Annotated in this window: 20 protein-coding genes; 2 read left to right on the top strand and 18 right to left on the bottom strand. The window is 45.5% G+C overall.

Annotated features, from left to right (window positions below; all coding sequences use genetic code 11):
- Window positions 1-302 precede the first annotated feature (302 nt).
- The 15 genes from J8N69_RS15075 to J8N69_RS15005 all read right to left on the bottom strand — a co-directional run bounded on the left by J8N69_RS15075 (window position 303) and on the right by J8N69_RS15005 (window position 16,436).
- Window positions 303-1,289 carry an IS110 family RNA-guided transposase gene (locus J8N69_RS15075; RefSeq protein WP_168827684.1) on the bottom strand — a complete coding sequence of 329 codons (987 nt, stop codon included), beginning with the start codon at window positions 1,287-1,289 and terminating at the stop codon, window positions 303-305.
- Between the two features lie 324 nt (window positions 1,290-1,613).
- On the bottom strand, window positions 1,614-2,789 hold the full coding sequence (locus tag J8N69_RS15070) for an O-succinylhomoserine sulfhydrylase (protein WP_168827165.1): 1,176 nt from the start codon (window positions 2,787-2,789) through the stop codon (window positions 1,614-1,616).
- Window positions 2,790-2,919: 130 nt separating this feature from the next.
- Window positions 2,920-4,428, bottom strand: a complete 1,509-nt coding sequence (gene purF / locus J8N69_RS15065) for an amidophosphoribosyltransferase (protein WP_168827164.1) — start codon at window positions 4,426-4,428, stop codon at window positions 2,920-2,922.
- 73 nt (window positions 4,429-4,501) lie between these two features.
- Complete coding sequence (locus J8N69_RS15060; protein ID WP_168827163.1) at window positions 4,502-5,035, bottom strand: CvpA family protein; 534 nt, start codon at window positions 5,033-5,035, stop codon at window positions 4,502-4,504.
- A gap of 75 nt (window positions 5,036-5,110) precedes the next feature.
- Window positions 5,111-5,710: an SPOR domain-containing protein gene (locus tag J8N69_RS15055; RefSeq protein ID WP_227803912.1), complete on the bottom strand. Its 600-nt coding sequence runs from the start codon at window positions 5,708-5,710 to the stop codon at window positions 5,111-5,113.
- A gap of 3 nt (window positions 5,711-5,713) precedes the next feature.
- Complete coding sequence (folC, locus tag J8N69_RS15050) at window positions 5,714-6,970, bottom strand: bifunctional tetrahydrofolate synthase/dihydrofolate synthase (RefSeq protein ID WP_168827161.1); 1,257 nt, start codon at window positions 6,968-6,970, stop codon at window positions 5,714-5,716.
- Window positions 6,971-6,974: 4 nt separating this feature from the next.
- A complete protein-coding gene (accD, locus tag J8N69_RS15045; protein ID WP_168827159.1) occupies window positions 6,975-7,841 on the bottom strand; it encodes an acetyl-CoA carboxylase, carboxyltransferase subunit beta in 867 nt (288 codons plus the stop codon).
- A 30-nt stretch (window positions 7,842-7,871) separates the two neighbouring features.
- Entirely contained in the window at window positions 7,872-8,678 is an 807-nt protein-coding gene (gene trpA, locus J8N69_RS15040; protein WP_168827157.1) for a tryptophan synthase subunit alpha, read from the bottom strand.
- Window positions 8,675-9,886, bottom strand: a complete 1,212-nt coding sequence (trpB, locus tag J8N69_RS15035) for a tryptophan synthase subunit beta (RefSeq protein ID WP_168827155.1) — start codon at window positions 9,884-9,886, stop codon at window positions 8,675-8,677. The genes trpA and trpB overlap by 4 nt, the downstream gene beginning before the upstream one ends.
- Complete coding sequence (locus J8N69_RS15030) at window positions 9,879-10,496, bottom strand: phosphoribosylanthranilate isomerase (protein WP_168827153.1); 618 nt, start codon at window positions 10,494-10,496, stop codon at window positions 9,879-9,881. The genes trpB and J8N69_RS15030 overlap by 8 nt, the downstream gene beginning before the upstream one ends.
- The gene (gene truA, locus J8N69_RS15025) at window positions 10,480-11,304 is read right to left on the bottom strand and encodes a tRNA pseudouridine(38-40) synthase TruA (RefSeq protein WP_168827151.1); all 825 of its coding nucleotides are present in this window, start codon (window positions 11,302-11,304) and stop codon (window positions 10,480-10,482) included. Before truA ends, J8N69_RS15030 begins: the two co-directional genes overlap by 17 nt.
- Complete coding sequence (locus J8N69_RS15020; RefSeq protein ID WP_168827150.1) at window positions 11,297-13,516, bottom strand: FimV/HubP family polar landmark protein; 2,220 nt, start codon at window positions 13,514-13,516, stop codon at window positions 11,297-11,299. Before J8N69_RS15020 ends, truA begins: the two co-directional genes overlap by 8 nt.
- Window positions 13,517-13,766: 250 nt before the next feature.
- Window positions 13,767-15,410: a chaperonin GroEL gene (groL, locus tag J8N69_RS15015; protein WP_168827148.1), complete on the bottom strand. Its 1,644-nt coding sequence runs from the start codon at window positions 15,408-15,410 to the stop codon at window positions 13,767-13,769.
- Window positions 15,411-15,468: 58 nt separating this feature from the next.
- Window positions 15,469-15,759: a co-chaperone GroES gene (locus tag J8N69_RS15010; RefSeq protein WP_024022707.1), complete on the bottom strand. Its 291-nt coding sequence runs from the start codon at window positions 15,757-15,759 to the stop codon at window positions 15,469-15,471.
- A gap of 206 nt (window positions 15,760-15,965) precedes the next feature.
- Window positions 15,966-16,436 (bottom strand): FxsA family protein, encoded by a 471-nt coding sequence (locus J8N69_RS15005; protein ID WP_168827146.1) that lies wholly within the window; start codon window positions 16,434-16,436, stop codon window positions 15,966-15,968.
- A gap of 86 nt (window positions 16,437-16,522) precedes the next feature.
- On the opposite strand from J8N69_RS15005, the gene J8N69_RS15000 reads away from it, so the two are divergent.
- Window positions 16,523-16,843 (top strand): MGMT family protein, encoded by a 321-nt coding sequence (locus J8N69_RS15000; RefSeq protein WP_211085183.1) that lies wholly within the window; start codon window positions 16,523-16,525, stop codon window positions 16,841-16,843.
- Between the two features lie 79 nt (window positions 16,844-16,922).
- Here J8N69_RS15000 and J8N69_RS14995 read toward each other — a convergent pair whose 3' ends face one another.
- Window positions 16,923-17,408: a YajQ family cyclic di-GMP-binding protein gene (locus J8N69_RS14995; RefSeq protein ID WP_168827144.1), complete on the bottom strand. Its 486-nt coding sequence runs from the start codon at window positions 17,406-17,408 to the stop codon at window positions 16,923-16,925.
- An 83-nt stretch (window positions 17,409-17,491) separates the two neighbouring features.
- Between J8N69_RS14995 and J8N69_RS14990 the strand changes: the two genes are divergently transcribed.
- Window positions 17,492-18,439 carry a ketopantoate reductase family protein gene (locus J8N69_RS14990; protein WP_168827142.1) on the top strand — a complete coding sequence of 316 codons (948 nt, stop codon included), beginning with the start codon at window positions 17,492-17,494 and terminating at the stop codon, window positions 18,437-18,439.
- Window positions 18,440-18,465: 26 nt separating this feature from the next.
- Here J8N69_RS14990 and J8N69_RS14985 read toward each other — a convergent pair whose 3' ends face one another.
- Together J8N69_RS14985 and J8N69_RS14980 are read right to left on the bottom strand one after the other, a co-directional pair.
- On the bottom strand, window positions 18,466-19,299 hold the full coding sequence (locus tag J8N69_RS14985) for a CvfB family protein (RefSeq protein WP_168827140.1): 834 nt from the start codon (window positions 19,297-19,299) through the stop codon (window positions 18,466-18,468).
- Between the two features lie 79 nt (window positions 19,300-19,378).
- Window positions 19,379-19,939, bottom strand: a complete 561-nt coding sequence (locus tag J8N69_RS14980; protein WP_168827138.1) for a DUF1415 domain-containing protein — start codon at window positions 19,937-19,939, stop codon at window positions 19,379-19,381.
- Window positions 19,940-20,093: the final 154 nt, after the last annotated feature.

The following is a 20,093-nucleotide window of genomic DNA, read 5'->3' as shown; positions in this document are numbered from 1 at the left end:
TAAAGTCATACGCCTGATTACGGTCGTACCTCCCCTCATCAGGCCTACAAAACTAAAGTACGACCTACATAAAACCATGTAGGTCACGCATTTATGCCGACAAAAAACTCACCACGACAAATTACGCCTTGTCGGGCTAAAGCCACGACCTACAAAAAAAACAATATAGATCAATCAATTGCAGGCTAAATAACGTCATACGCCTGATTACGGTCGTACCTCCCCTCATCAGGCCTACAAAGCTAAAGTACGACAAAGAACCATGTAGATACCATCTCTCCTAACCAGCCTCAAGTTTTTATTTAACTAACTTGAGGCTGATATTCTGCTTGATTCTTAACAACACCAAAACATATTTGTGACAACTTTCTCATCGCTGCACCTAGCGCCTGCATTTTTGTTTTGCCTTGTGCTAGTAATCTCGTTTTTTGAGCTTTTATATCAGGATTATGTTGTCCTGCCGCGACTGCAGCCATATACAATTTCGCTCTGATATAACCAGGTCCTTCCTTACTCAAGGATGTTTTTCCTGCCCGTTTGCCAGATTCGTTGTGCTTGGGGATCAGGCCTAAATAAGAAGCTAATTGTTTCGCGCTCTTAAACCGCTTACACGCCAGTAAGCAAACCATTATTCGGGATGTTACTTCACCAACACCGTTTATACTTTCAAGTAATTGGCGGTTCTTTTTTAATTGAGGGTGCCTGTCAATATGCTCATCAATTTCATTCTTGAGTTTATCAATTTCAGCCTTTAATACCGCTATCATATCTTTGAGTGATTGAGCGACTCGAGCTGATGCGTCTGAAAACTCTGCTGCTTCATAACGGTTTTCTTCACGCTGCAAATCTTTTTCTAACGCTTCAAGTCTACGCACCATTGCCTTTAACTCTCTTGCTTCTACAGGCTCTGGCTGCCAACTTGAAAGTGAATATTGTTGGTCATGACCATAGCGAGCGAGCATTGTGGCGTCTGATTTATCAGTCTTATGAACTAGCCCTAATGAGTTTGCATATTGTTTTGCTTTTCCTGGATTTACATGTAAAAGAGTAAATCCTTGTTCATATAAAAAATACATTAAAGGTTCGCTATAAATGCCAGTAGGCTCTGTCGTAATAACAATATTCTGAGCTTCTAACCCCGTATTCTTTACTAACCAATTAACTAATTCTTGATAGCCTTGTGTTGTGTTCTTTAATACCTTAGTTTTTAGCTTATTTTTGACCACATCGCGTAGAAAGCTAACATCTAACTTTTCTTTACCTATATCAATGCCAATAAAAGCTTTCATCTCTATCTACTCCCCTTGTACATGCAGCATCACCCTTACTTGGGGTGCTAGGATACCATTCAGTTTAATGGAGGTTAGGAAATCAGGGCTCAATCTACAAAATAGCATCTTTGTGCTCAGGTCGCGCACGAGCTCACCGATTTCCCGATGTGATAAGTGTTAGCTAAACACTCATCAAGAAGAGATACAAGGTCGCGCATTTATGCCGACAAAAAACTCACCACGACAAATTACGCCTTGTCGGGCTAAAGCCACGACCTACAAAAAAACAATATAGATCAATCAATTGCAGGCTAAATAACGTCATAAAATATCAATCACAGATTAGGATAATTGCGCCAGCGCAGCTTCAACATCGGCAATAATATCATCGATGTCTTCTAAGCCAACAGACACGCGAATCAAGCCTTCGGTAATACCCGCTTTGGCTTTTTCTTCATCGGTTAAACGGCCATGCGTCGTGGTCGCTGGGTGCGTCACTAAGGTTTTGGTATCTCCTAGGTTACCTGTAATCGACATCAATTTCGTGGCGTTAATGACTGCCCAAGCCGCTTTACGACCACCCTCCACCTCAAACGATAATAAACCGCCAAAGTCTTTTTGCTGTTGCTTAGCCAATTCATGATATTTGTGACTTGGCAAGCCGCCGTAGTTTACGGCCTGCACTTTAGGGTGCGCTTCTAAATACTCAGCTAATTTCATCGCATTAGCGGAATGCGCTGTCATCCGCAAAGACAGGGTCTCAAGACCGTTTAGCAACACCCAAGCGTTGAATGGGCTCATGCATGGGCCCGCACTGCGCATAAAGGCGGTAAACACATCGACGATCTCTTGACTGGCAATTAACGCGCCGCCTAAACAGCGACCTTGCCCGTCAATAAACTTGGTAGCAGACTGCATCACAATATCAGCCCCTTGCGTTAAAGGGTTCTGCAACGCCGGCGTGGCCAAGACCGTATCGACACACAACAAGGCACCTTTGGCATGCGCCAAGGCCGCCACTCTTGCAACATCAACGACTTCATAAAGCGGATTGGATGGCGTCTCGAAATAACAAAAACGCGTATTGTCGTTAATCGCGTCTTCCCATGCGGCGTAATCGGTGGCATCCACATACAGCACTTCCACACCAAATTTTGTGGTGTAGGCGTTAAAAAACTTAACCGTCGAACCAAAGATATTGCGTGAGCAAACAACACGATCACCGGCGCTCAATAAGCTATAAGCCAAGGTCATCAAGGCGGCCATACCAGAACTGGTCGCAATCGCCGCTTCGCCTTTTTCTAGGGTCGCTAAACGTTTCTCAAACAGCGCTACCGTTGGATTGGTAAAACGGGAATAGACATTACCCTCTTCTTCACCAGAAAATTTGCCTGCGGCTTCTTCTGCACTGCTATAGGCAAAACTCGAGGTCATAAAAATGGCTTCGCTGTTTTCTTGCTCTTGTGTTTGACGAATACCAGCACGAATCGCATTCGTTGCGTCTTTATAATCAGCCATTACTTCACTCCAAGCCACTCTTTAAAAGTCATCTATCAAAAAGTCATTTATCCAAAAAAACTACCCAAAAAAATAACTAAGCCAGGCGTGACCTGGCTTAGCTTTATCTGTCACTGCATACGGACTGAGATCACATTGGATGCATCATATCGTTGCTTTCCATGTCTTCAAGCGCCGCTTTATTTAAATCATTACGCGCGCCTTCGATATTGGCTAAATAAGCCGCATCAATGTTACCTGTAATGTATTTTGCATCAAACACAGACGTATCAAACTCTCGAACATCCGAATGTTTTTCATCGATACAAGCGTCAATTAAATCTTGTAGATCTTGAAAAATCAATTTATCCGCGCCAATCAACTCGCAAATCTCATCGACACTACGATTGTGCGCAATAAGCTCGTGTGCCGCCGGCATATCAATACCATACACATTCGGATAACGCACTTCAGGCGCCGCAGACGCAATGTATACCTTCTTCGCGCCCGCTTCTCTTGCCATCTCAATGATTTCTTTACTCGTTGTACCGCGAACAATGGAATCATCCACTAGTAACACCGTTTTGTCTTTAAACTCAAAAGGCACTGGGTTCAATTTCTGACGCACCGATTTCTTACGCACCGCTTGCCCTGGCATGATAAAAGTACGGCCAATGTAACGGTTTTTTACCAATCCCTCACGGAACGGAATATTCAACGCCTGAGCAATTTGCAAGGCGGCGGTACGGCTGGTATCGGGAATAGGAATCACCACATCAATATCATGATCTTGCCATTCACGCTGAATTTTAGCCGCCAGACGCTCACCCATATTAATACGAGCTTTGTAGACAGAAATACTGTCGATTACGGTATCTGGACGCGCAAAATACACGTATTCAAACAAACATGGACGAGCCACTTTTTTCGGTGTGCACTGGCGCACGTGAACGTTATGGTTTAAGTCAAAAAAGATTGCCTCACCAGGTTGAATATCACGCTCAACCTTAAAGCCAGCCGCATCAAGCGCCACACTTTCAGACGCCACCATGTGCTCAACACCCGTATCCGTTTGTCGAGAACCGTAGATCAATGGGCGAATGCCATCAGGGTCGCGAAAAGCTAAAATGCCATACCCGGTGATCAAGGTGACCACCGCGTAGCCGCCTTCAATACGCTTATAAACGCGTTCTAGGGCATTGAAAATATCTTCAGGGGTTGGTACCAACTTGCCTTCTTCATGCAGCTCATGAGCCAATACGTTTACCAAGACTTCAGAATCTGACGTCGTGTTGATATGGCGTAAATCCGACTCAAACACTTCCTGTTTAAGCTTAGCCGTATTGGTTAAATTACCATTGTGCGCAAGCGAAATACCATAGGGAGAGTTAACATAGAAAGGTTGTGCTTCCGCTGAGCTAGATGTGCCCGCCGTCGGATAGCGGACGTGGCCAATACCTATATTGCCGTGCAGTTTTTTCATATGGCGAGTGCGAAAAACCTCACTCACCGGACCATTGTCTTTGCGCAAGCATAATCGTCCATTATGGCTAGTAACCATGCCCGCAGCATCTTGCCCACGATGCTGAAGAAGGGTTAACGCATCAAAAATAGCTTGGTTAACCACAGACGTGCCTACGACACCAACGATACCACACATGTTCTAGATCCTCGTGTTGGGGAATTGCGGCAAACACCGCAAAGTTTTTCTATTTGGCCATCAAATTAGACAGCTAATTACCAAGAACGCGGTCAATGAGAGTCGAATCCATCAGATCCGAGCTCTTGCCTAACATCTCACGCGTCCAGTCGTTCAACTGTCCCAATTGAGGAATCAACTGGGACGTTTTCCAAAATTCAGTTTCTTCTATCGCAGGGCTCAAGCTTAACAAAGCCACGAACGCCACCACAATCAGACTCCCCCGAGCAAAGCCAAATAACATGCCAAGTACTCTGTCAGTACTTGATAAACCGGTTACTTGAATCAAAGAGCCCAGCAAAAAACTGACTAAGGCACCCACCACTAACGACGCGACAAATAACGAAATAAACGCCACGATGTAGCGAATTTGGTCGTTTTGAACCTGCTCAACTAACAGAGCTTGCATTTGCTCAGAGAACTTTACCGCCACGACAAAGGCAACGACCCAAGTCAATAAAGATAAAACCTCTTTCACAAAGCCTCTTTTCAAACTCAACAGAGTCGAAAGAATCACCACAGCAATGATCAACCAATCAATAGTCGACATTGAACTTACTTGCTCCATGAATACCTCTAAAAATCGCTGCGCAGTTTAACAGATGACCAACACTTTCCAAATACTGAGAACACAAACCACCGGTTAATTCACTGAATATTTTATAACAATTCCCGTTAAGCTAAATTTCTTTTTAATCTCTTCGCGCATTTTTTCTGAGGCTTCTCGTTTAAGTTCAGGGCCAGCATACACCTTATACAGTGAGTTAGTCGTCACGCTATAAGCCGCGTAATTGGCCGCTTTGAGTTTCTCGACCAAACGATGTGCATTGTCTTTACTCTTGAATGTCGCAATCTGCAATGTCCAACGATCGGCGACAACAACTGGGGCCGTTTTTTCAACGACCGCCGCTTTCTCAACTGGCGCCGCTTTCTCAACCTGCGCAGTTACGTCAGATGTCGCTTGATCAAGGCGCTCAACCTCTGTGGCAGAGGATGGAACAGGAATCAGTTGAATATTGTCGGCCGATGCCCCTTCACTCAGGTAAGGCTCAACAGGCAAGCTGTCGACTGGCTGTACAGTAGCAATGTCCACCGTAGGAAAGGCTGGGGGTGACGTGACGTGAACTTGAACATCCAGCTCCGCAGGACGCTCGCCATCCAAAATTAACGGTAAAATAATCGCGGCGGACAACACCATGATGCCAGCACCAATTAATCGGTAGGTTAGGGTTCTATCTATCATAAATTACTCTTTTGATTGGCCCAGCGCCAAATAATCGGAAACAGTAACGAAGGAGCCAAACACTATCACCGCACGCTGCTCTGCTTTTGCCTTAGATAACGCCTCATTGAGCGCATCGCGAACAGAAGGAAAAGCCTGCATTTGCAAACCAGAATCGGACGAGGCTTGTGAAATATGTTTCATGAGCTCAACCGCTTGAGCCCCTCGTGCGCCTTTCAAGTCGCAACAAAACCAAGCTGAAAAACGATCCGCAAGACTCGCCATCACACTGGCAATGTCCTTGTCTTTTAACATGCCACAAACCGCAATAGGACGACGGGGTAAATACCCTATGCGCTGAGCCAACTCAATGGCGGCTTCCGGATTGTGAGCCACATCAATGTATACCTCAGGAGAAGAAGCAACCTGTTGGAAACGCCCCGTTAACTGGGCCGTACTAAACAGCGTGATTAAGTCAGCCGAAGTAGGGGCGAGCCCCATGTAAACCAGTACAGCAACGACCGTTGCGGCATTTTGCAAAGGCAAAGAAGGAATCGGTAAGTTTTCATATTGAATGCCATTACCAGACCATGACCAAGTATCGCTCTCGCGCTGAAAACTAAAATCAACGCCTTTTTGACGCAACTGTGCACCAATCTCACCCGCCGTGGTTGCAATGCCATTGGGTGGATTAACCACACCGCTAATCAGCAGTTTATCGCGTCTGGCTATACCCGTTTTTTCCCGCGCAATCACATCAATGTTATCGCCTAGCCAATCCATATGGTCCAAGGCAATAGAGGTGACGACCGCCACGTCAGTATCGACCATGTTAACCGAATCTAAACGTCCGCCCAACCCGACTTCAAGCACCCAATAATCCAGCTCAGACTGATCAAAAACCCACAAAGCCGCCAAGGTGCTGAATTCAAAATAGGTTAACGGAATGTCTTCTCGGGCTGCTTCAATCGCTTCAAAGGCACGACAGATAAGCCCATCGTCACAAGGCGCGTTATTGACCGCAATACGCTCATTAAAATCAAGAAAATGCGGAGAGGTATAAGTACCAACAGAATGATGCTGAGAACAGAGGTACTGGGTCAACATGGCACAAGTAGAACCCTTGCCATTGGTGCCAGCCACCGTGATGACTTGTTTTTTCGGTCTAGACAAATTCAGTCTAGCGAATACTTTATTCCCTCTGTCTAAGCCCAGCGCTATTTCAGAGGGGTGTTGACTCTCAATGTATGAGAGCCAACTCGCTAATGACGTATGCGTCATTTAATTAAGCAACCTTATTGGCAGTAAGCAAAGATAGAATATTGTGCAAACGAGCGCGTATTTCATCACGCTTGATAATCATATCTAACGCGCCCTTATCCAGCAAAAATTCGCTACGCTGGAAACCTTCAGGCAGTTTTTCACGCACGGTTTGCTCAATAACACGCGGCCCAGCAAAACCGATCAACGCGTTTGGCTCAGCCACATTCAAGTCGCCCAGCATGGCCAAAGAAGCCGATACGCCGCCGAAAACCGGATCCGTCATTACCGAAATATAAGGAATGCCTTCTTGCTTCATGCGCTCCAAACCTGCACTGGTTTTCGCCATCTGCATTAGGGAGATAAGCGCTTCTTGCATGCGCGCGCCACCACTGGCAGAAAAACACACCAGCGGAATGCGTTTTTCCAAACACACATTAACCGCTTGAATAAAACGCTCACCAACAATAGCCCCCATGGAACCACCCAAGAAGCTAAATTCAAACGCCACCACCACTACGGGCAAACCATTCAAAGCGCCTTGCATTGCCACTAACGCATCTTTTTCACCGGTGGCTTTTTGTGCATCAGCCAAACGGTCTTTATAACGTTTTGAATCTTTGAATTTTAATTTATCTTCAGGCTCAAGATGGGCGCCGATTTCATGACGACCTTCTTTATCCAAGAAAATATCCAAACGACGACGCGCACCAACACGAAGATGATGCTGACACTTAGGACAAACATCGAGGTTTTTTTCTAGCTCTGGACGGTATAAAACATTCTCACATTTTGGACACTTTTTCCAAAGACCTTCAGGCACAGAGCCTGCACTCCGCTTTGATTCACTGCGCACAATCGAAGGGACAAATTTATCTAACCAGCTACTCATGTTGTTCTCCATATTTCTCGTTGGCTGACGCTAAGCGTCCATTTCATTACGCATCGGTAACAAAATAGCGCTCAAAGCGTCCGCTATATATTCTTTTTGATGATCTTTATTTGCAGCGATGGCATTTACCAACACACTACCAACAATCACCCCATCCGCGCACTGACTAACCGCAGCGGCCGTTTTTGCATCACGTATACCAAAACCAACACCAATAGGTAAGGTAGTAATCGCGCGTAATGAATCCACATGTTTCTTAACGCTATCAACATCCAGCTCCGCCGACCCCGTTACTCCTTTTACAGAAACGTAGTACACATAGCCTGACGCTAGATCACAAATTTTCTTCGCGCGATCAGGTGTCGTCGTCGGTGACAGCAAATAAATAAGGTCGATTTCGTTCTCTCGGAAGCATTCTACTACATCTACCGCTTCTTCTGGAGTCAGATCGACTAATAAAATACCATCGACACCCGCTTCTTTTGCCGCATCTGAAAAAGCCTGATAACCAAAAAACTCGATGGGGTTCAAATAGCCCATTAAAACAACGGGGGTCTCTTTATCGCCCTGCCTAAATTCTGTGATGATTTGCAGTACTTTTTTGACACTGGTGCCCGCCGCCAAACTCCGCTCACAAGCCAACTGAATGACAGGGCCATCGGCCATTGGGTCTGAAAAAGGCATGCCAATTTCAATAACATCCGCTCCAGCCTTAACCAAGGCATTCATCAAGGTCACAGTATAATCAGGGCTAGGATCGCCTGCGGTAATATACGGAATGAGCGCCTTTTTACCAGATTTTTCTAAATTTTTAAAACATTGTTTAATGCGACTCATACTTCGATCCCATCTAATTCTGCAACGGTAAGAATATCTTTATCACCACGACCAGAAAGATTGATCACGACAATCTTATCTTTTGCCATAGTGGCCGCTAATTTCATACCGTAAGCGACGGCATGACTGGATTCAAGCGCTGGCATTATGCCTTCCAAGCGCGTTAGATCACGAAAACCTTCCATCGCTTCATCGTCATTAATAGCCACATAGTGAGCGCGACCAATATCTTTTAGCCAAGCGTGCTCCGGGCCAACCCCTGGGTAATCCAAACCGGCCGAAATAGAGTGAGTCCCCATAATCTGACCATCATCGTCCGCCATAACATAAGTACGATTACCGTGTAAGACACCTGGACGACCAGCATTTAACGGCGCCGCATGACGACCCGTTTCAATGCCATCACCGCCCGCTTCGACGCCATACATAGCAACACCTTCGTCTTTAATAAACGGATGGAACATGCCAATGGCATTGGATCCGCCACCCACACAAGCCACCAAGGCATCCGGTAAGCGACCTTCTTGCGCCAAACACTGCGCTTTCGTCTCACGACCAATCACTGACTGAAAATCTCGCACTAACTTAGGATAAGGATGAGGGCCCGCCGCCGTACCGATAATATAAAAAGTATCGTCTACGTTCCCTACCCAATAGCGCATGGCTTCATTAAGGGCATCTTTCAATGTTTTAGTGCCTGATTCCACCGAAACCACTTCCGCGCCAAGCAACTTCATGCGGTAAACATTCAGTGATTGGCGACGAATATCTTCCGCCCCCATAAACACTTTACATTTCAGGCCCAAACGCGCCGCCACGGTTGCCGATGCAACACCATGTTGGCCCGCTCCGGTTTCAGCAATAATATTTGGCTTACCCATATGCTTGGCAAGCAAAGCCTGGCCAATCGTATTGTTGATTTTATGAGCACCGGTGTGGTTTAAGTCTTCACGCTTTAAATAAATCTTCGCACCACCGGCTTTTTTGGTTAATCGCTCGGCAAAATATAAAGGCGATGGACGGCCAACATAGTGCGCCAAGTCATAATCAAACGCCGCCTGAAACTCACTGTCTTTGGACAAGCGCTCATACATTTCAGCCAAGTCTTCCAAAGCCGACATGAGTGTTTCAGAAACAAATATGCCGCCATAGGGACCAAAACGACCATGAGAATCGGGTAACTCTAGATTGATATCTGTGCTATTCACATTTTGCTCCACTAATAAATTCTCGAACCTTAAGCTCGCTTTTAATACCTTTAGACAACTCGACACCCCCACTGACATCAACAGCATAAGGCCTAACTTGTTGCACCGCCTGTTGAACGTTGTAAGGCGTCAAACCTCCCGCTAATACGATAGGCTTAGACAGCAGCGCTGGAATCACAGACCAATCAAACACCTCACCCGTACCACCAGGAACGCCCGCTTTATAGGCGTCTAATAACATAGCGCTGGCACTGGGGTATTGATCTACCAAGGCCGCAACATTATCCCCTTGCTGTATTCTCAACGCCTTCATATAAGGACGCTGATAAGAAAGGCATTCAGACTCAGACTCATTGCCGTGAAATTGAATCGACCAACGGGCGCTGCCATTGATGACAGCATCCACCAGAGACGCATCCGCGTCGACAAACAAAGCAACAGGAGTAACAAACGGAGGTAACTGAGACACGATAGCATTCGCCCTTTCCGGTGTGATATACCTTGGGCTTTTTGCGTAAAAAACAAACCCCAATGCATCAGCACCATGACGACACGCCATCAACGCATCGTCTAGATTGGTTATTCCGCAAATTTTAACTCGGCAGCGCATAAAGAGGCTCGTCTACATAAGGTAAAAAATGAGGACCTAAAGGTCGTTTAGGCACATTAAACACATCAGGGTATTGGGCGTCCACAAAATACAAGCCTGTCGGCGGCGCGGTTATCCCGCCCTTAGTACGATCTTTTGCCTCTAAGGTTTGTTTTGCCCACGCTACGGGCTTTTCACCCGCGCCAATTGATATCAGCACCCCAGCAAAATTGCGAATCATATGATGTAAAAAGGCATTCGCCCTAACATCTAAGACAATATATTGCCCCAGCTGCTGTACATCAAAATGTAAAATCGTTCGTATAGGAGTATTGGCTTGGCAACCAATCGCGCGAAAAGAAGAAAAATCATGAGTCCCTAAAAACACCTTGGCGGCGTCTTTCATCGCGCTTACATCAAGTGTTTTATAAGTCCAAGTTACCCCTTTAGCCAATATCGCTGGACAAAAATCAGAGGTATAAATCACGTAGCGATAACGGCGACTCATGGCACTAAAACGCGCATGGAAGTCTTCCGCTACATAACGCGCAGCCACCACGGTTATATCGCTTGGAAGGTAAGTATTAACACCGATGGTCCAAGCTCGCTCATTACGCTCAACCTCTGTCTCGAAGTGAACCACTTGAGCGCTAGCATGCACCCCGGAATCTGTTCGACCTGCACAAACCACCCTGACAGGGTGGTTTGCGATCACTGATAATGCTTTTTCTAAACGCTCCTGAACACTTGGAATACCAAACTTTTGTGCCTGCCAGCCCTTATATTCAGAGCCATTATATTCAACAACGAGTACTACTTTTTTAGTCACTTGGGAACATTCGCTCCATCATATTCTGCGCTTCAGCGATTTGCTTTTCGTTTCCTGAATCGATGACATCGTCCAGAATAACCCGTGCACCTTCTTCATCGCCCATATCCATATAAGCTCTTGCCAAATCCAACTTGGTAGCAACTTCGTCACCACTGGCATCAAAGAAGTCAAATTCTTCTTCATCATCACTGACTTCTTCGTCCTCTGCAGCTTCCGTTTCACCAAAGGCGGGGACATCCATTTCATCTGATTCGTCTTGCGCTTCAGCCAATGTTTCTTCAATCGCATTGGCCAAAGACTCATCCGGTGTTCCACTAAAAATAGACGCTTCATCGACATCATCCTGCTCGACATCATTGAGCAAACTAGAAACAAAGGATTCCTCTTCGCTTTCTACCGTCATGTCTTCGACGTCTTTTTCAGCGGAATCGTTAGGCGCCATGGACTCAGGCCCCATCGTCGGTATATCGTCGCCTTCAGCGCCTGTTTCTAGATCATTGACTAAATCATCCGCACTCTCTGCTAAATCATCGGTCTCACCAAACGAGGCAAATATGTCCTCTATCGAGTCATCGTCTGTCACATCTTCATCAGCAGCACTTTCATCTGTAGCGCTTTCTAGTACGTCTTCTTGCTCTTCCAGAAAATCGATATCTTCTTCGATATCAGGATCCACCAAATCGGCTGACGCTATCTCGGCATCAAAAGAGTCAAAGTCGTCATCTGATCCGCCAAAATCAAAGGCGAAAGGGTCTTCCTCATCCACGTCTGTTTTTTCGTCGACCTCATCTTCAACCAAATAATCTGCAGCCGCTACAGCGGCCACAGGGGCGACAACCGCCGCAGAAGAGAGGTCGAACTCATTCTTTTTTAGCGAATCTTGCTCCTCTTGTTTTTTTCCAGCTCGGCGCATCACCAAACCAATTAAAAAACCCAGTAACAGCAAAACAACCGCCCCAATGGAAACGACGATGGGGTTACCAAAAATCTTATTAACCAAGGAATCCGCTTCGGCCAACTCTTTTTCCCGACGTATTTGGTCGGCTTCTAATAGCTGATCAACGGTATTTTTTTGCTCTTGCAGTGCCTGCTGAGCGCTAGCAAACTGCTGTTGCAAATCGGCCAACTGTTTATCTTTCAAACTAATCAACTGCTCAAGCGTCGCTAACTGCTCACTCAAATCACCTAGCTGACTGGACAACTCGGCCTTTTCCCGTTGCTCTTTGTCCAATGTTTCTTGGGTAGCCGATAATTCATTTTGCAACGCGTCTACGCCCCCCTTACCGTCGCCCGTATTCGAGCCTGCGGCATTTTCTGGAAGCATACTTTGACCTGAGGCCAGCGTAAGCTTATCGCTACCTGACTCTGCGTTTGCTGCCGCGCCTTTTGCCTTCGCTTGAGTGTTCATTTGCGCCTGAGAAACAGCTGAACGCCCCGCATTACCTTTTAGCGCGACCCAAGCATCATGCTGACGCTGAAATTCTTCTTTTGCTATAGACTGGTTAAAGAGCGCTATTTGCTCCTGCGTCGGCAAACGCAGCACCGCTCCTTCTTTCAAAAGGTTGATGTTATCGGAATAGAAAGCGTCTTTATTAAGAGCCTGAATGGCCATCATCGTCTGATAAATGGTCAATTGATTGGTGGGGTTATTCTGACCGGCGATCGACCAAAGCGTATTTCCCTTGGACACATTCAGCCGCCCATTAGAAGGCATTTTTTCAGCGGCCACAGTCGCTTGACGAAAAACGCGACCCGCTTCGCTGGAGGTTCGAGACACAGGCGCCGTCTGCACCACATCGGCTTGAGACTTATTGACCAACGCAGATTGATTTAACGGCGTTTGATACTCTCGCACAACCTGACCACTGGGCCAACGCGCCGCCAAAACAAAGCGCAGCTCATCCACCCGCAACGGTTGTTCTGATGACACCGCGACAATCAAATTGCCATTATTACGTGCAATGTCAAATTTCAACTGAGACAGCACTCGAGTCGGGGCAAAACCGGCCTGCCTAAACTCACTCTCACTGCCCAAGCGTATCAAAATATCGTTATCGGTTAATGAACCAACATCGGACAACTCAATGCTACCGCGATACGGTTCATCCAAATTTGATTGAGAGGTTAACTCGCCCAGCTCTAATGCGTAACTGCTGGACACATACAGTGCACTTGACACAGCAATACTGATGAGGGTTTTTCTGAGCATAAGCTTCCCTTTATTGACAAATAATGGACATAAATATCCGCACAAGTATCTTACACCGATGACCATTTATCAATAGCTTTAGAATCAATGGTTTGCACTTAACACCAGTGAGAGTCGAAAAACCAAACGAGAGATGCCCCACCCGATACGGCAAGAATTGCTGAGAACGCTTTTACTGACCAATAAACAGTACAAAAAAAACCCCGCAAAATAGCGAGGTTTTCTTTTATATCAATGGGTTAGGGTTGGATTACATCATGCCGCCCATACCACCCATTCCGCCCATGCCACCCATATCAGGCATGCCAGCGTCTTCTTTTGGCGCTTCAGCAATCATTGCTTCCGTCGTGATCATAAGACCCGCTACAGAGGCAGCTGCTTGCAGTGCAGAACGCGTTACTTTTGCTGGATCTAGGATACCCATTTCCAACATGTCGCCGTATTCTCCAGTCGCTGCGTTGTAGCCGTAGTTCCCTTCGCCTTGTTTTACTTTATCAACAACAACAGACGCTTCGTCTCCTGCGTTGGTAACGATTTGGCGCATTGGCGCTTCCATCGCACGTAATGCCAAAGCAATACCGACGTTTTGGTCTTCGTTATCACCAACAAGATCGATCACTTTAGTCAGTGCGCGAACGAGAGCAACACCACCACCCGCAACCACACCTTCTTCAACTGCAGCACGAGTCGCGTGAAGCGCATCGTCTACACGTGCTTTTTTCTCTTTCATTGCCACTTCTGTCGCGGCACCAATCTTGATGACAGCAACACCGCCAGCCAATTTAGCCACACGCTCTTGAAGCTTCTCTTTATCGTAGTCAGAAGAAGAGTTAGCGATTTCTGCACGAATTTGCTCAACACGGCTGGTAATATTAGCGGCAATACCCGCACCGTCGACAATCGTCGTACTTTCTTTCGTCAAGGTAACGCGTTTCGCCGTACCAAGTTGCTCAAGTGTCGCCGTTTCTAAACTCAAACCCACTTCTTCAGAAATAACCGTTGCACCAGAAAGAACGGCAATATCTTCAAGCATCGCTTTACGGCGATCACCAAAACCAGGCGCTTTTGCAGCGGCCACTTTAACGATTCCACGCATACTGTTGACAACCAAAGTTGCCAAGGCTTCGCCTTCCACATCTTCTGCAATAATCAACAAAGGACGCGATGCTTTAGCAACACCTTCCAATACCGGAAGCAATTCACGAATGTTAGTGATTTTCTTGTCAACCAATAGAATAAATGGGTTTTCAAGTTCTGCACTCATGGTTTCTTGATTGTTGATGAAGTAAGGCGATAGGTAACCGCGATCGAACTGCATACCTTCAACGACCGCTAGTTCATCATCAAAACCAGAACCTTCTTCAACCGTAATCACACCTTCTTTACCAACACGCTCCATTGCTTCTGCAATAATTCTACCGACAGACGTATCTGAATTGGCAGAAATAGTACCAACCTGCTCAATGGCACGAGTATCAGTACAAGGTGTAGACAGCAACGCAAGCTCTTTAACAACCGCCGCCGCGGCTTTGTCGATACCACGTTTAAGATCCATTGGGTTGCGACCTGCAGCAACCGACTTCAAGCCTTCTGTTACCAGCGCTTGCGCCAATACAGTCGCTGTTGTTGTACCGTCACCAGCCACATCATTTGCCTGAGACGCTACTTCTTTTACCATTTGCGCGCCCATGTTCTCGAATTTGTTCTCCAATTCGATTTCTTTGGCAACGGTTACACCATCTTTGGTCACAAGCGGTGAACCATATGATTTTTCTATAACAACGTTACGGCCTTTTGGCCCCAAAGTAACTTTTACTGCGTCTGCAAGAACATTCACACCTCTAAGCATTTGCTGACGTGCGCTGTCTCCAAATTTTACTTCTTTAGCTGACATCTTTTTATACCTTAAACTGTTTTAAATGTTACAAATAGAATACGAACTACAAAACGGATTAGGCTTCAACCACGCCATAGATCTCGTCTTCTTTCATGATAAGCAGTTCTTCACCATTGATTTTCACTGTCTGACCAGAGTATTGACCAAACAACACAGTGTCACCAACGCTAACAGCCAATGCTTGTACATCGCCATTAGATTGAATACGACCAGTGCCCACAGCCAAAACCTCGCCTTGAGTAGGCTTTTCTGTAGCAGATCCAGGCAGTACGATACCAGATGCGGTTGTTGTCTCTTCTTCTTTACGGCGAACAACGACACGATCGTGCAAAGGACGAATATTCATCAATCATTTTCTCCAATTAAAACAATACCAGGACGCCCCTGGCAGGACTTTTTCTCGTTTTATAAACGAGAATCTCTATCGACTTTTATATACGGCTAGTAATTCGTTTTTCAACCCAGCCAGTGTTTTTTTTTGCGCTTTCGCTCACTTTTCTTTCACTCTTTCACTCTTTTTCGCGCTTTCACTAAAGTGGTTGGGCAAAGATCTCATTTTTTGTCTATCAAATCCTTGTCATCATCAACAAACTCACCTTCAATAATATCGCCCTCTCGATCCGATGGGCGACGAGGGCCGCCTCGCCACTGTGAGCCACGCGCCATCATTGAGCTGACAAACTTAACCACCAGCCCCGCAGCAAAGAGTTTTCTAAGTGGCGGAACCAATAACAAAGCGCCCATCGCGTCGGTGACAAAACCAGGAATAAGTAGACATAGACCAGCAAACATCAGCATCACCCCTTCAGCCACTTCGGCAGCGGGCAACTCACCGCGACCCATTTTCTCTTGCGCTTTTAACGATGTTGCTAAGCCTTGCTTACGGATCAAAGCAACCCCTACAATAGCGGTCAGGAAGACCAAACCGACGGTTGCCAAGCTGCCTATTTTACTGCCAACTTGTATCAAGACAGTCATTTCAACAATAGGCACTAAAATAAATAGTAAAAGAGCAAATCTCATGATCACCTTCTCTGTTTTAAACTGGAATTCAACTTATACGACTATCTATGGGCAAAATATTCACTAATCAAGCTGTAGGCAAAATATTGACTAATCAAGCAATGACACACTTTAAATCCCAAGTATTTCTTATTTTAGATGCGCTTCCGCAAGGAGAATGCATCGCCTATGGCGAATTAGCAAAACAAGCAGGATTTCCAGGCTATGCTCGACAAATTGGCCAGCTGATGAAAAACCTCCCCAAAGACACCAAGCTGCCTTGGCACCGAGTAGTCAATTCACAACGCCGAATCAGTTTCGCCGAAAATACAGATGCCTATCTAAGACAGAAAGCTCGACTGAAACAAGAAGGCTGGGTCATTGTCGGGAACAAACTCACCGTCAATGAGAAATCTACGAGAAAATAAATAAACAACCCGCCCCAAAGGGCGAGATGTCAGTGTGTCATTATTTACGCAGCAAGCTGCGGGGTATTTACCTAAGAGATTAATCTCTAAAGTTTGTGAACTGCACAGGTTGCGCCAAATCAGCACTGCGCAAAAGCGCCATAACCTGCTGCAACTCATCACGTTTTTTACCCGTGACGCGAAGCTGATCCCCTTGGATTTGCGCTTGCACTTTGATTTTGCTTTCTTTGATCATTTTCACAATCTTTTTCGCTTCATCTGTCTCAAGGCCTTCTTTCATTTTGACGGCTTGAGAAGCGCGCATATTGCCTTTCACAACATCCTCTTTTTCCAAACTTTTCAAATCAATTCCACGTCCGACCAATTTTTGGTTTAGAATATCAGACATCTGACGAAGTTGAGGCTCAGCCTCCGCTTCCATCACTACACTGGTTTTATCTTTAATTTCGTAATGTGCTTTTACGCCCTTAAAGTCATAACGCGTGGTAATTTCTCTGTTAGCTTGGTCCACAGCATTGCTGACTTCGTGCCAATTTAGCTCAGATACTACGTCAAATGATGGCATTTTCTGCTCCTTAGCATTTCCAATAATGTATTTTGGCGCGATAATAACAGGGATTGAAATAAAACACCTAATGGAAACCTATTATGAAGAATTCGCCTTGGTTAATCATCGGCGCTGGCGCTATCGGTCTATTTTGGGCTTGTAAGCTAGAAAAGCTCGGCCATAAAGTCCATCTAGTGTACCGCTCTGAAAGCCCCGGCAAAAAAATCACCTTAGAGTCTCTTACCGATGAAACCGGTCAACAGCAGGTTTCAATATCAAAGCATAAGATCAACAGCCTCAAGGCAGAAGAATTAACAGAACAATATGACAAGGTCTTAATCTGTACAAAATCTTTTGACCTAAAAAACGCCTTTGCCCAAGTCGCCGCTAACATCACACCTGAGGCAGACGTTGCCTGCTTATGCAACGGCATAGGCGCCCAAGAAGCGCTCCAGAGCATTTTATTAGACACGCAAACACTCTGGGCCGGCACCACCAGCGAAGGCGTATTAAAAGTAGAAGTAAACCACATTAAACATACCGGCTTAGGCGACAGTTACTTCGGCGAATGGCGACCTTCAACACCCGCTAAAGTGTTTCCTATTGAAAGCATGACAGTGATCAACATTCGACAGCGAATGATAGAAAAATTGGCGGTAAACGCGGTTATTAACCCCATCACCGCCATTTTTAATATCCATAACGGCGATATTTTAAACGAAGAATTCAAACCCTTAATTAACGCCACCTTGAGCGAATTAGCCAGCGTATTCACTCACCCGCAATTCAGTTACGCCCCAGAAAGCCAGCACCTAACATCAGACAATCTAAAAAACAGAGTCAATACGATTGCTCAACTGACGCGACTAAACCGGTCTTCCATGCACGAAGACATACGCTTACAACGCCAAACGGAAAACAGTTTTATTTCTGGTTTTTTGCTTGATAACAGCCCTATCGAGCTACCGGTACAGCGTTTGCTTTATGAAGGTGTTGCCTTTGCAGAACAGCGTGAAGAGGTCAAAAAAAAGCTGCTAAGTCTTCCTTAGCAGCTCTTCCCATCCACTAATAAAAGCTAAATTTTAGAAATCTTTTCTTTAGTGAGCAGAATCTTTTTCTCTTTATAAAGCGCGCCCAAAGCCTTCTTATAGGTGGCTTTACTGACTTTAAACACAGCATAAATGGCTTCTGGCGAGGCTTTGTCGGTCAATGGCGACTCGCCACCATGAGCATCCAAATACTCTAAAATATCGTCTAGTATATTGCGCACTTTCTTGTAACCGACTTCTTGTAAGCTTAAATCGATCTTACCGTCTTCGCGCATCTGCTTAATAAAGCCAATCGTCTTTTCACCTTTACGAAGCTGTCTAAAAGCATCTTCGAAAAACAACACCCCCCAAAAGCGATTATCTATGACACATTTAAAACCAATATTGGTTTTGTCACCAATGATAATAGAGACTTTATCGCCCACTCGATAAGGTGCTTCTTCACGATTAAGCAAAGCGTCTACTTTAGTGGTCGCCACGATACGATTGGTAATATTATCCAAGTAGATAAAAAGCAAATGAGTTTCGCCTTCCTCCACACGGTTTTTCTGCTGACTAAAAGGCACCAACAAATCTTTTGGCAACCCCCAGTCAAAAAACGCCCCAACCTGATTGACCGCTATCGAGGTTAACGCCGCAAACTCCCCAACTTGAGCCTTAGGAAATTCCGTAGTAGAAATTAATTTATCGTCTGAATCCAAGTAAACAAAGACTTCTACCTCATCGCCTACCGTCACGCCTTTTGGCACATAACGCTTAGGCAGTAAAATCTCACCCAATTGATCGGCGTCTAAATACACACCGAAATCTTTTTCTTTAACGACTCTTAATGTATTTAAGCGCCCAATTTGTGTAGCCATGAGTTCTCCGGCAAGCAGTTTTTTTCGCACTATACGCACTTCATTCATAAGCGCAATACAGATATTTTTAAATCTCAAGTCAGTCGTTTTTTGCCTTCATGCAAGTAGCAAACATAGCGTCTAACTTAGACTTCCCAAGCGTTTCCATTTTTTCAATATTTTGATTCGGTATCTCAGCGGTATCACCATAAAACTCGATGGCCTTATCGACACTGGCCTCTCGTAAAAGATGCAGCATCGGATAAGGCGAACGGTTGGTGTAATTAGAGACATCGTCCGCTTCGGCGCCTGAAAAACAATAATCAGGGTGAAACGTCGCTAACTGATACACCCCTTCACAACCTTGATCAAACATCAGGTTTTCCGCGGTTTCTACAAAGTCTAAATAGTGATGAAAATCTTTAAACAAGGTTGGAAAAATCAACAAGGTCGTCTCCGTGTCTGGCTGTTCATCTAACCACTGAACTTCCGCCATCAACTCCTCAAGCGCCACATCAATTTTTTTTGATCTCAGCACCACACAACGCACACTGTCTCGTTCTACTTCGCGCTTAGCAAAAGGGCAAACATTAAGCGCCACAATAAACTCGTTTACCCAGGCCATTGTTTGAGCGGTGACCAATTCATCTGATAGCAGCATAAGGTGTCTTCTTATCAATATTTTTTGGTATTTTAGAGCAAAGCACACCAAGCGTCTAACTTATCCCATCGGCTTTTGAGGTTTCGATTTCGAAAGCTCAAAAAACAAGGTATCATAGCAGGAATACAGTCCATTATAGTGGTTACACGTCCAT

This window comes from Marinomonas profundi (assembly GCF_020694005.1).
GTDB classification, from domain to species: Bacteria; Pseudomonadota; Gammaproteobacteria; order Pseudomonadales; family Marinomonadaceae; genus Marinomonas; species Marinomonas profundi.
The sequence above is the reverse complement of the archived record's forward strand: the minus strand, read 5'-3'. Positions and strand labels throughout refer to the sequence as shown.

What these genes read in the sequence shown, in the direction of transcription:
- accD (WP_168827159.1), bottom strand. Translation starts at nt 7,841, where the DNA reads ATGAGTAGCTGGTTAGATAAATTTGTCCCTTCGATTGTGCGCAGTGAA.
- J8N69_RS15010 (WP_024022707.1), bottom strand. Translation starts at nt 15,759, where the DNA reads ATGAATATTCGTCCTTTGCACGATCGTGTCGTTGTTCGCCGTAAAGAA.
- J8N69_RS15055 (WP_227803912.1), bottom strand. Translation starts at nt 5,710, where the DNA reads ATGATAGATAGAACCCTAACCTACCGATTAATTGGTGCTGGCATCATG.
- J8N69_RS14995 (WP_168827144.1), bottom strand. Translation starts at nt 17,408, where the DNA reads ATGCCATCATTTGACGTAGTATCTGAGCTAAATTGGCACGAAGTCAGC.
- J8N69_RS15020 (WP_168827150.1), bottom strand. Translation starts at nt 13,516, where the DNA reads ATGCTCAGAAAAACCCTCATCAGTATTGCTGTGTCAAGTGCACTGTAT.
- J8N69_RS15075 (WP_168827684.1), bottom strand. Translation starts at nt 1,289, where the DNA reads ATGAAAGCTTTTATTGGCATTGATATAGGTAAAGAAAAGTTAGATGTT.
- J8N69_RS14985 (WP_168827140.1), bottom strand. Translation starts at nt 19,299, where the DNA reads ATGGCTACACAAATTGGGCGCTTAAATACATTAAGAGTCGTTAAAGAA.
- J8N69_RS15070 (WP_168827165.1), bottom strand. Translation starts at nt 2,789, where the DNA reads ATGGCTGATTATAAAGACGCAACGAATGCGATTCGTGCTGGTATTCGT.
- J8N69_RS15060 (WP_168827163.1), bottom strand. Translation starts at nt 5,035, where the DNA reads ATGGAGCAAGTAAGTTCAATGTCGACTATTGATTGGTTGATCATTGCT.
- folC (WP_168827161.1), bottom strand. Translation starts at nt 6,970, where the DNA reads ATGACGCATACGTCATTAGCGAGTTGGCTCTCATACATTGAGAGTCAA.
- J8N69_RS14990 (WP_168827142.1), top strand. Translation starts at nt 17,492, where the DNA reads ATGAAGAATTCGCCTTGGTTAATCATCGGCGCTGGCGCTATCGGTCTA.
- groL (WP_168827148.1), bottom strand. Translation starts at nt 15,410, where the DNA reads ATGTCAGCTAAAGAAGTAAAATTTGGAGACAGCGCACGTCAGCAAATG.
- J8N69_RS15030 (WP_168827153.1), bottom strand. Translation starts at nt 10,496, where the DNA reads ATGCGCTGCCGAGTTAAAATTTGCGGAATAACCAATCTAGACGATGCG.
- purF (WP_168827164.1), bottom strand. Translation starts at nt 4,428, where the DNA reads ATGTGTGGTATCGTTGGTGTCGTAGGCACGTCTGTGGTTAACCAAGCT.
- trpA (WP_168827157.1), bottom strand. Translation starts at nt 8,678, where the DNA reads ATGAGTCGCATTAAACAATGTTTTAAAAATTTAGAAAAATCTGGTAAA.
- J8N69_RS14980 (WP_168827138.1), bottom strand. Translation starts at nt 19,939, where the DNA reads ATGCTGCTATCAGATGAATTGGTCACCGCTCAAACAATGGCCTGGGTA.
- J8N69_RS15005 (WP_168827146.1), bottom strand. Translation starts at nt 16,436, where the DNA reads ATGAGATTTGCTCTTTTACTATTTATTTTAGTGCCTATTGTTGAAATG.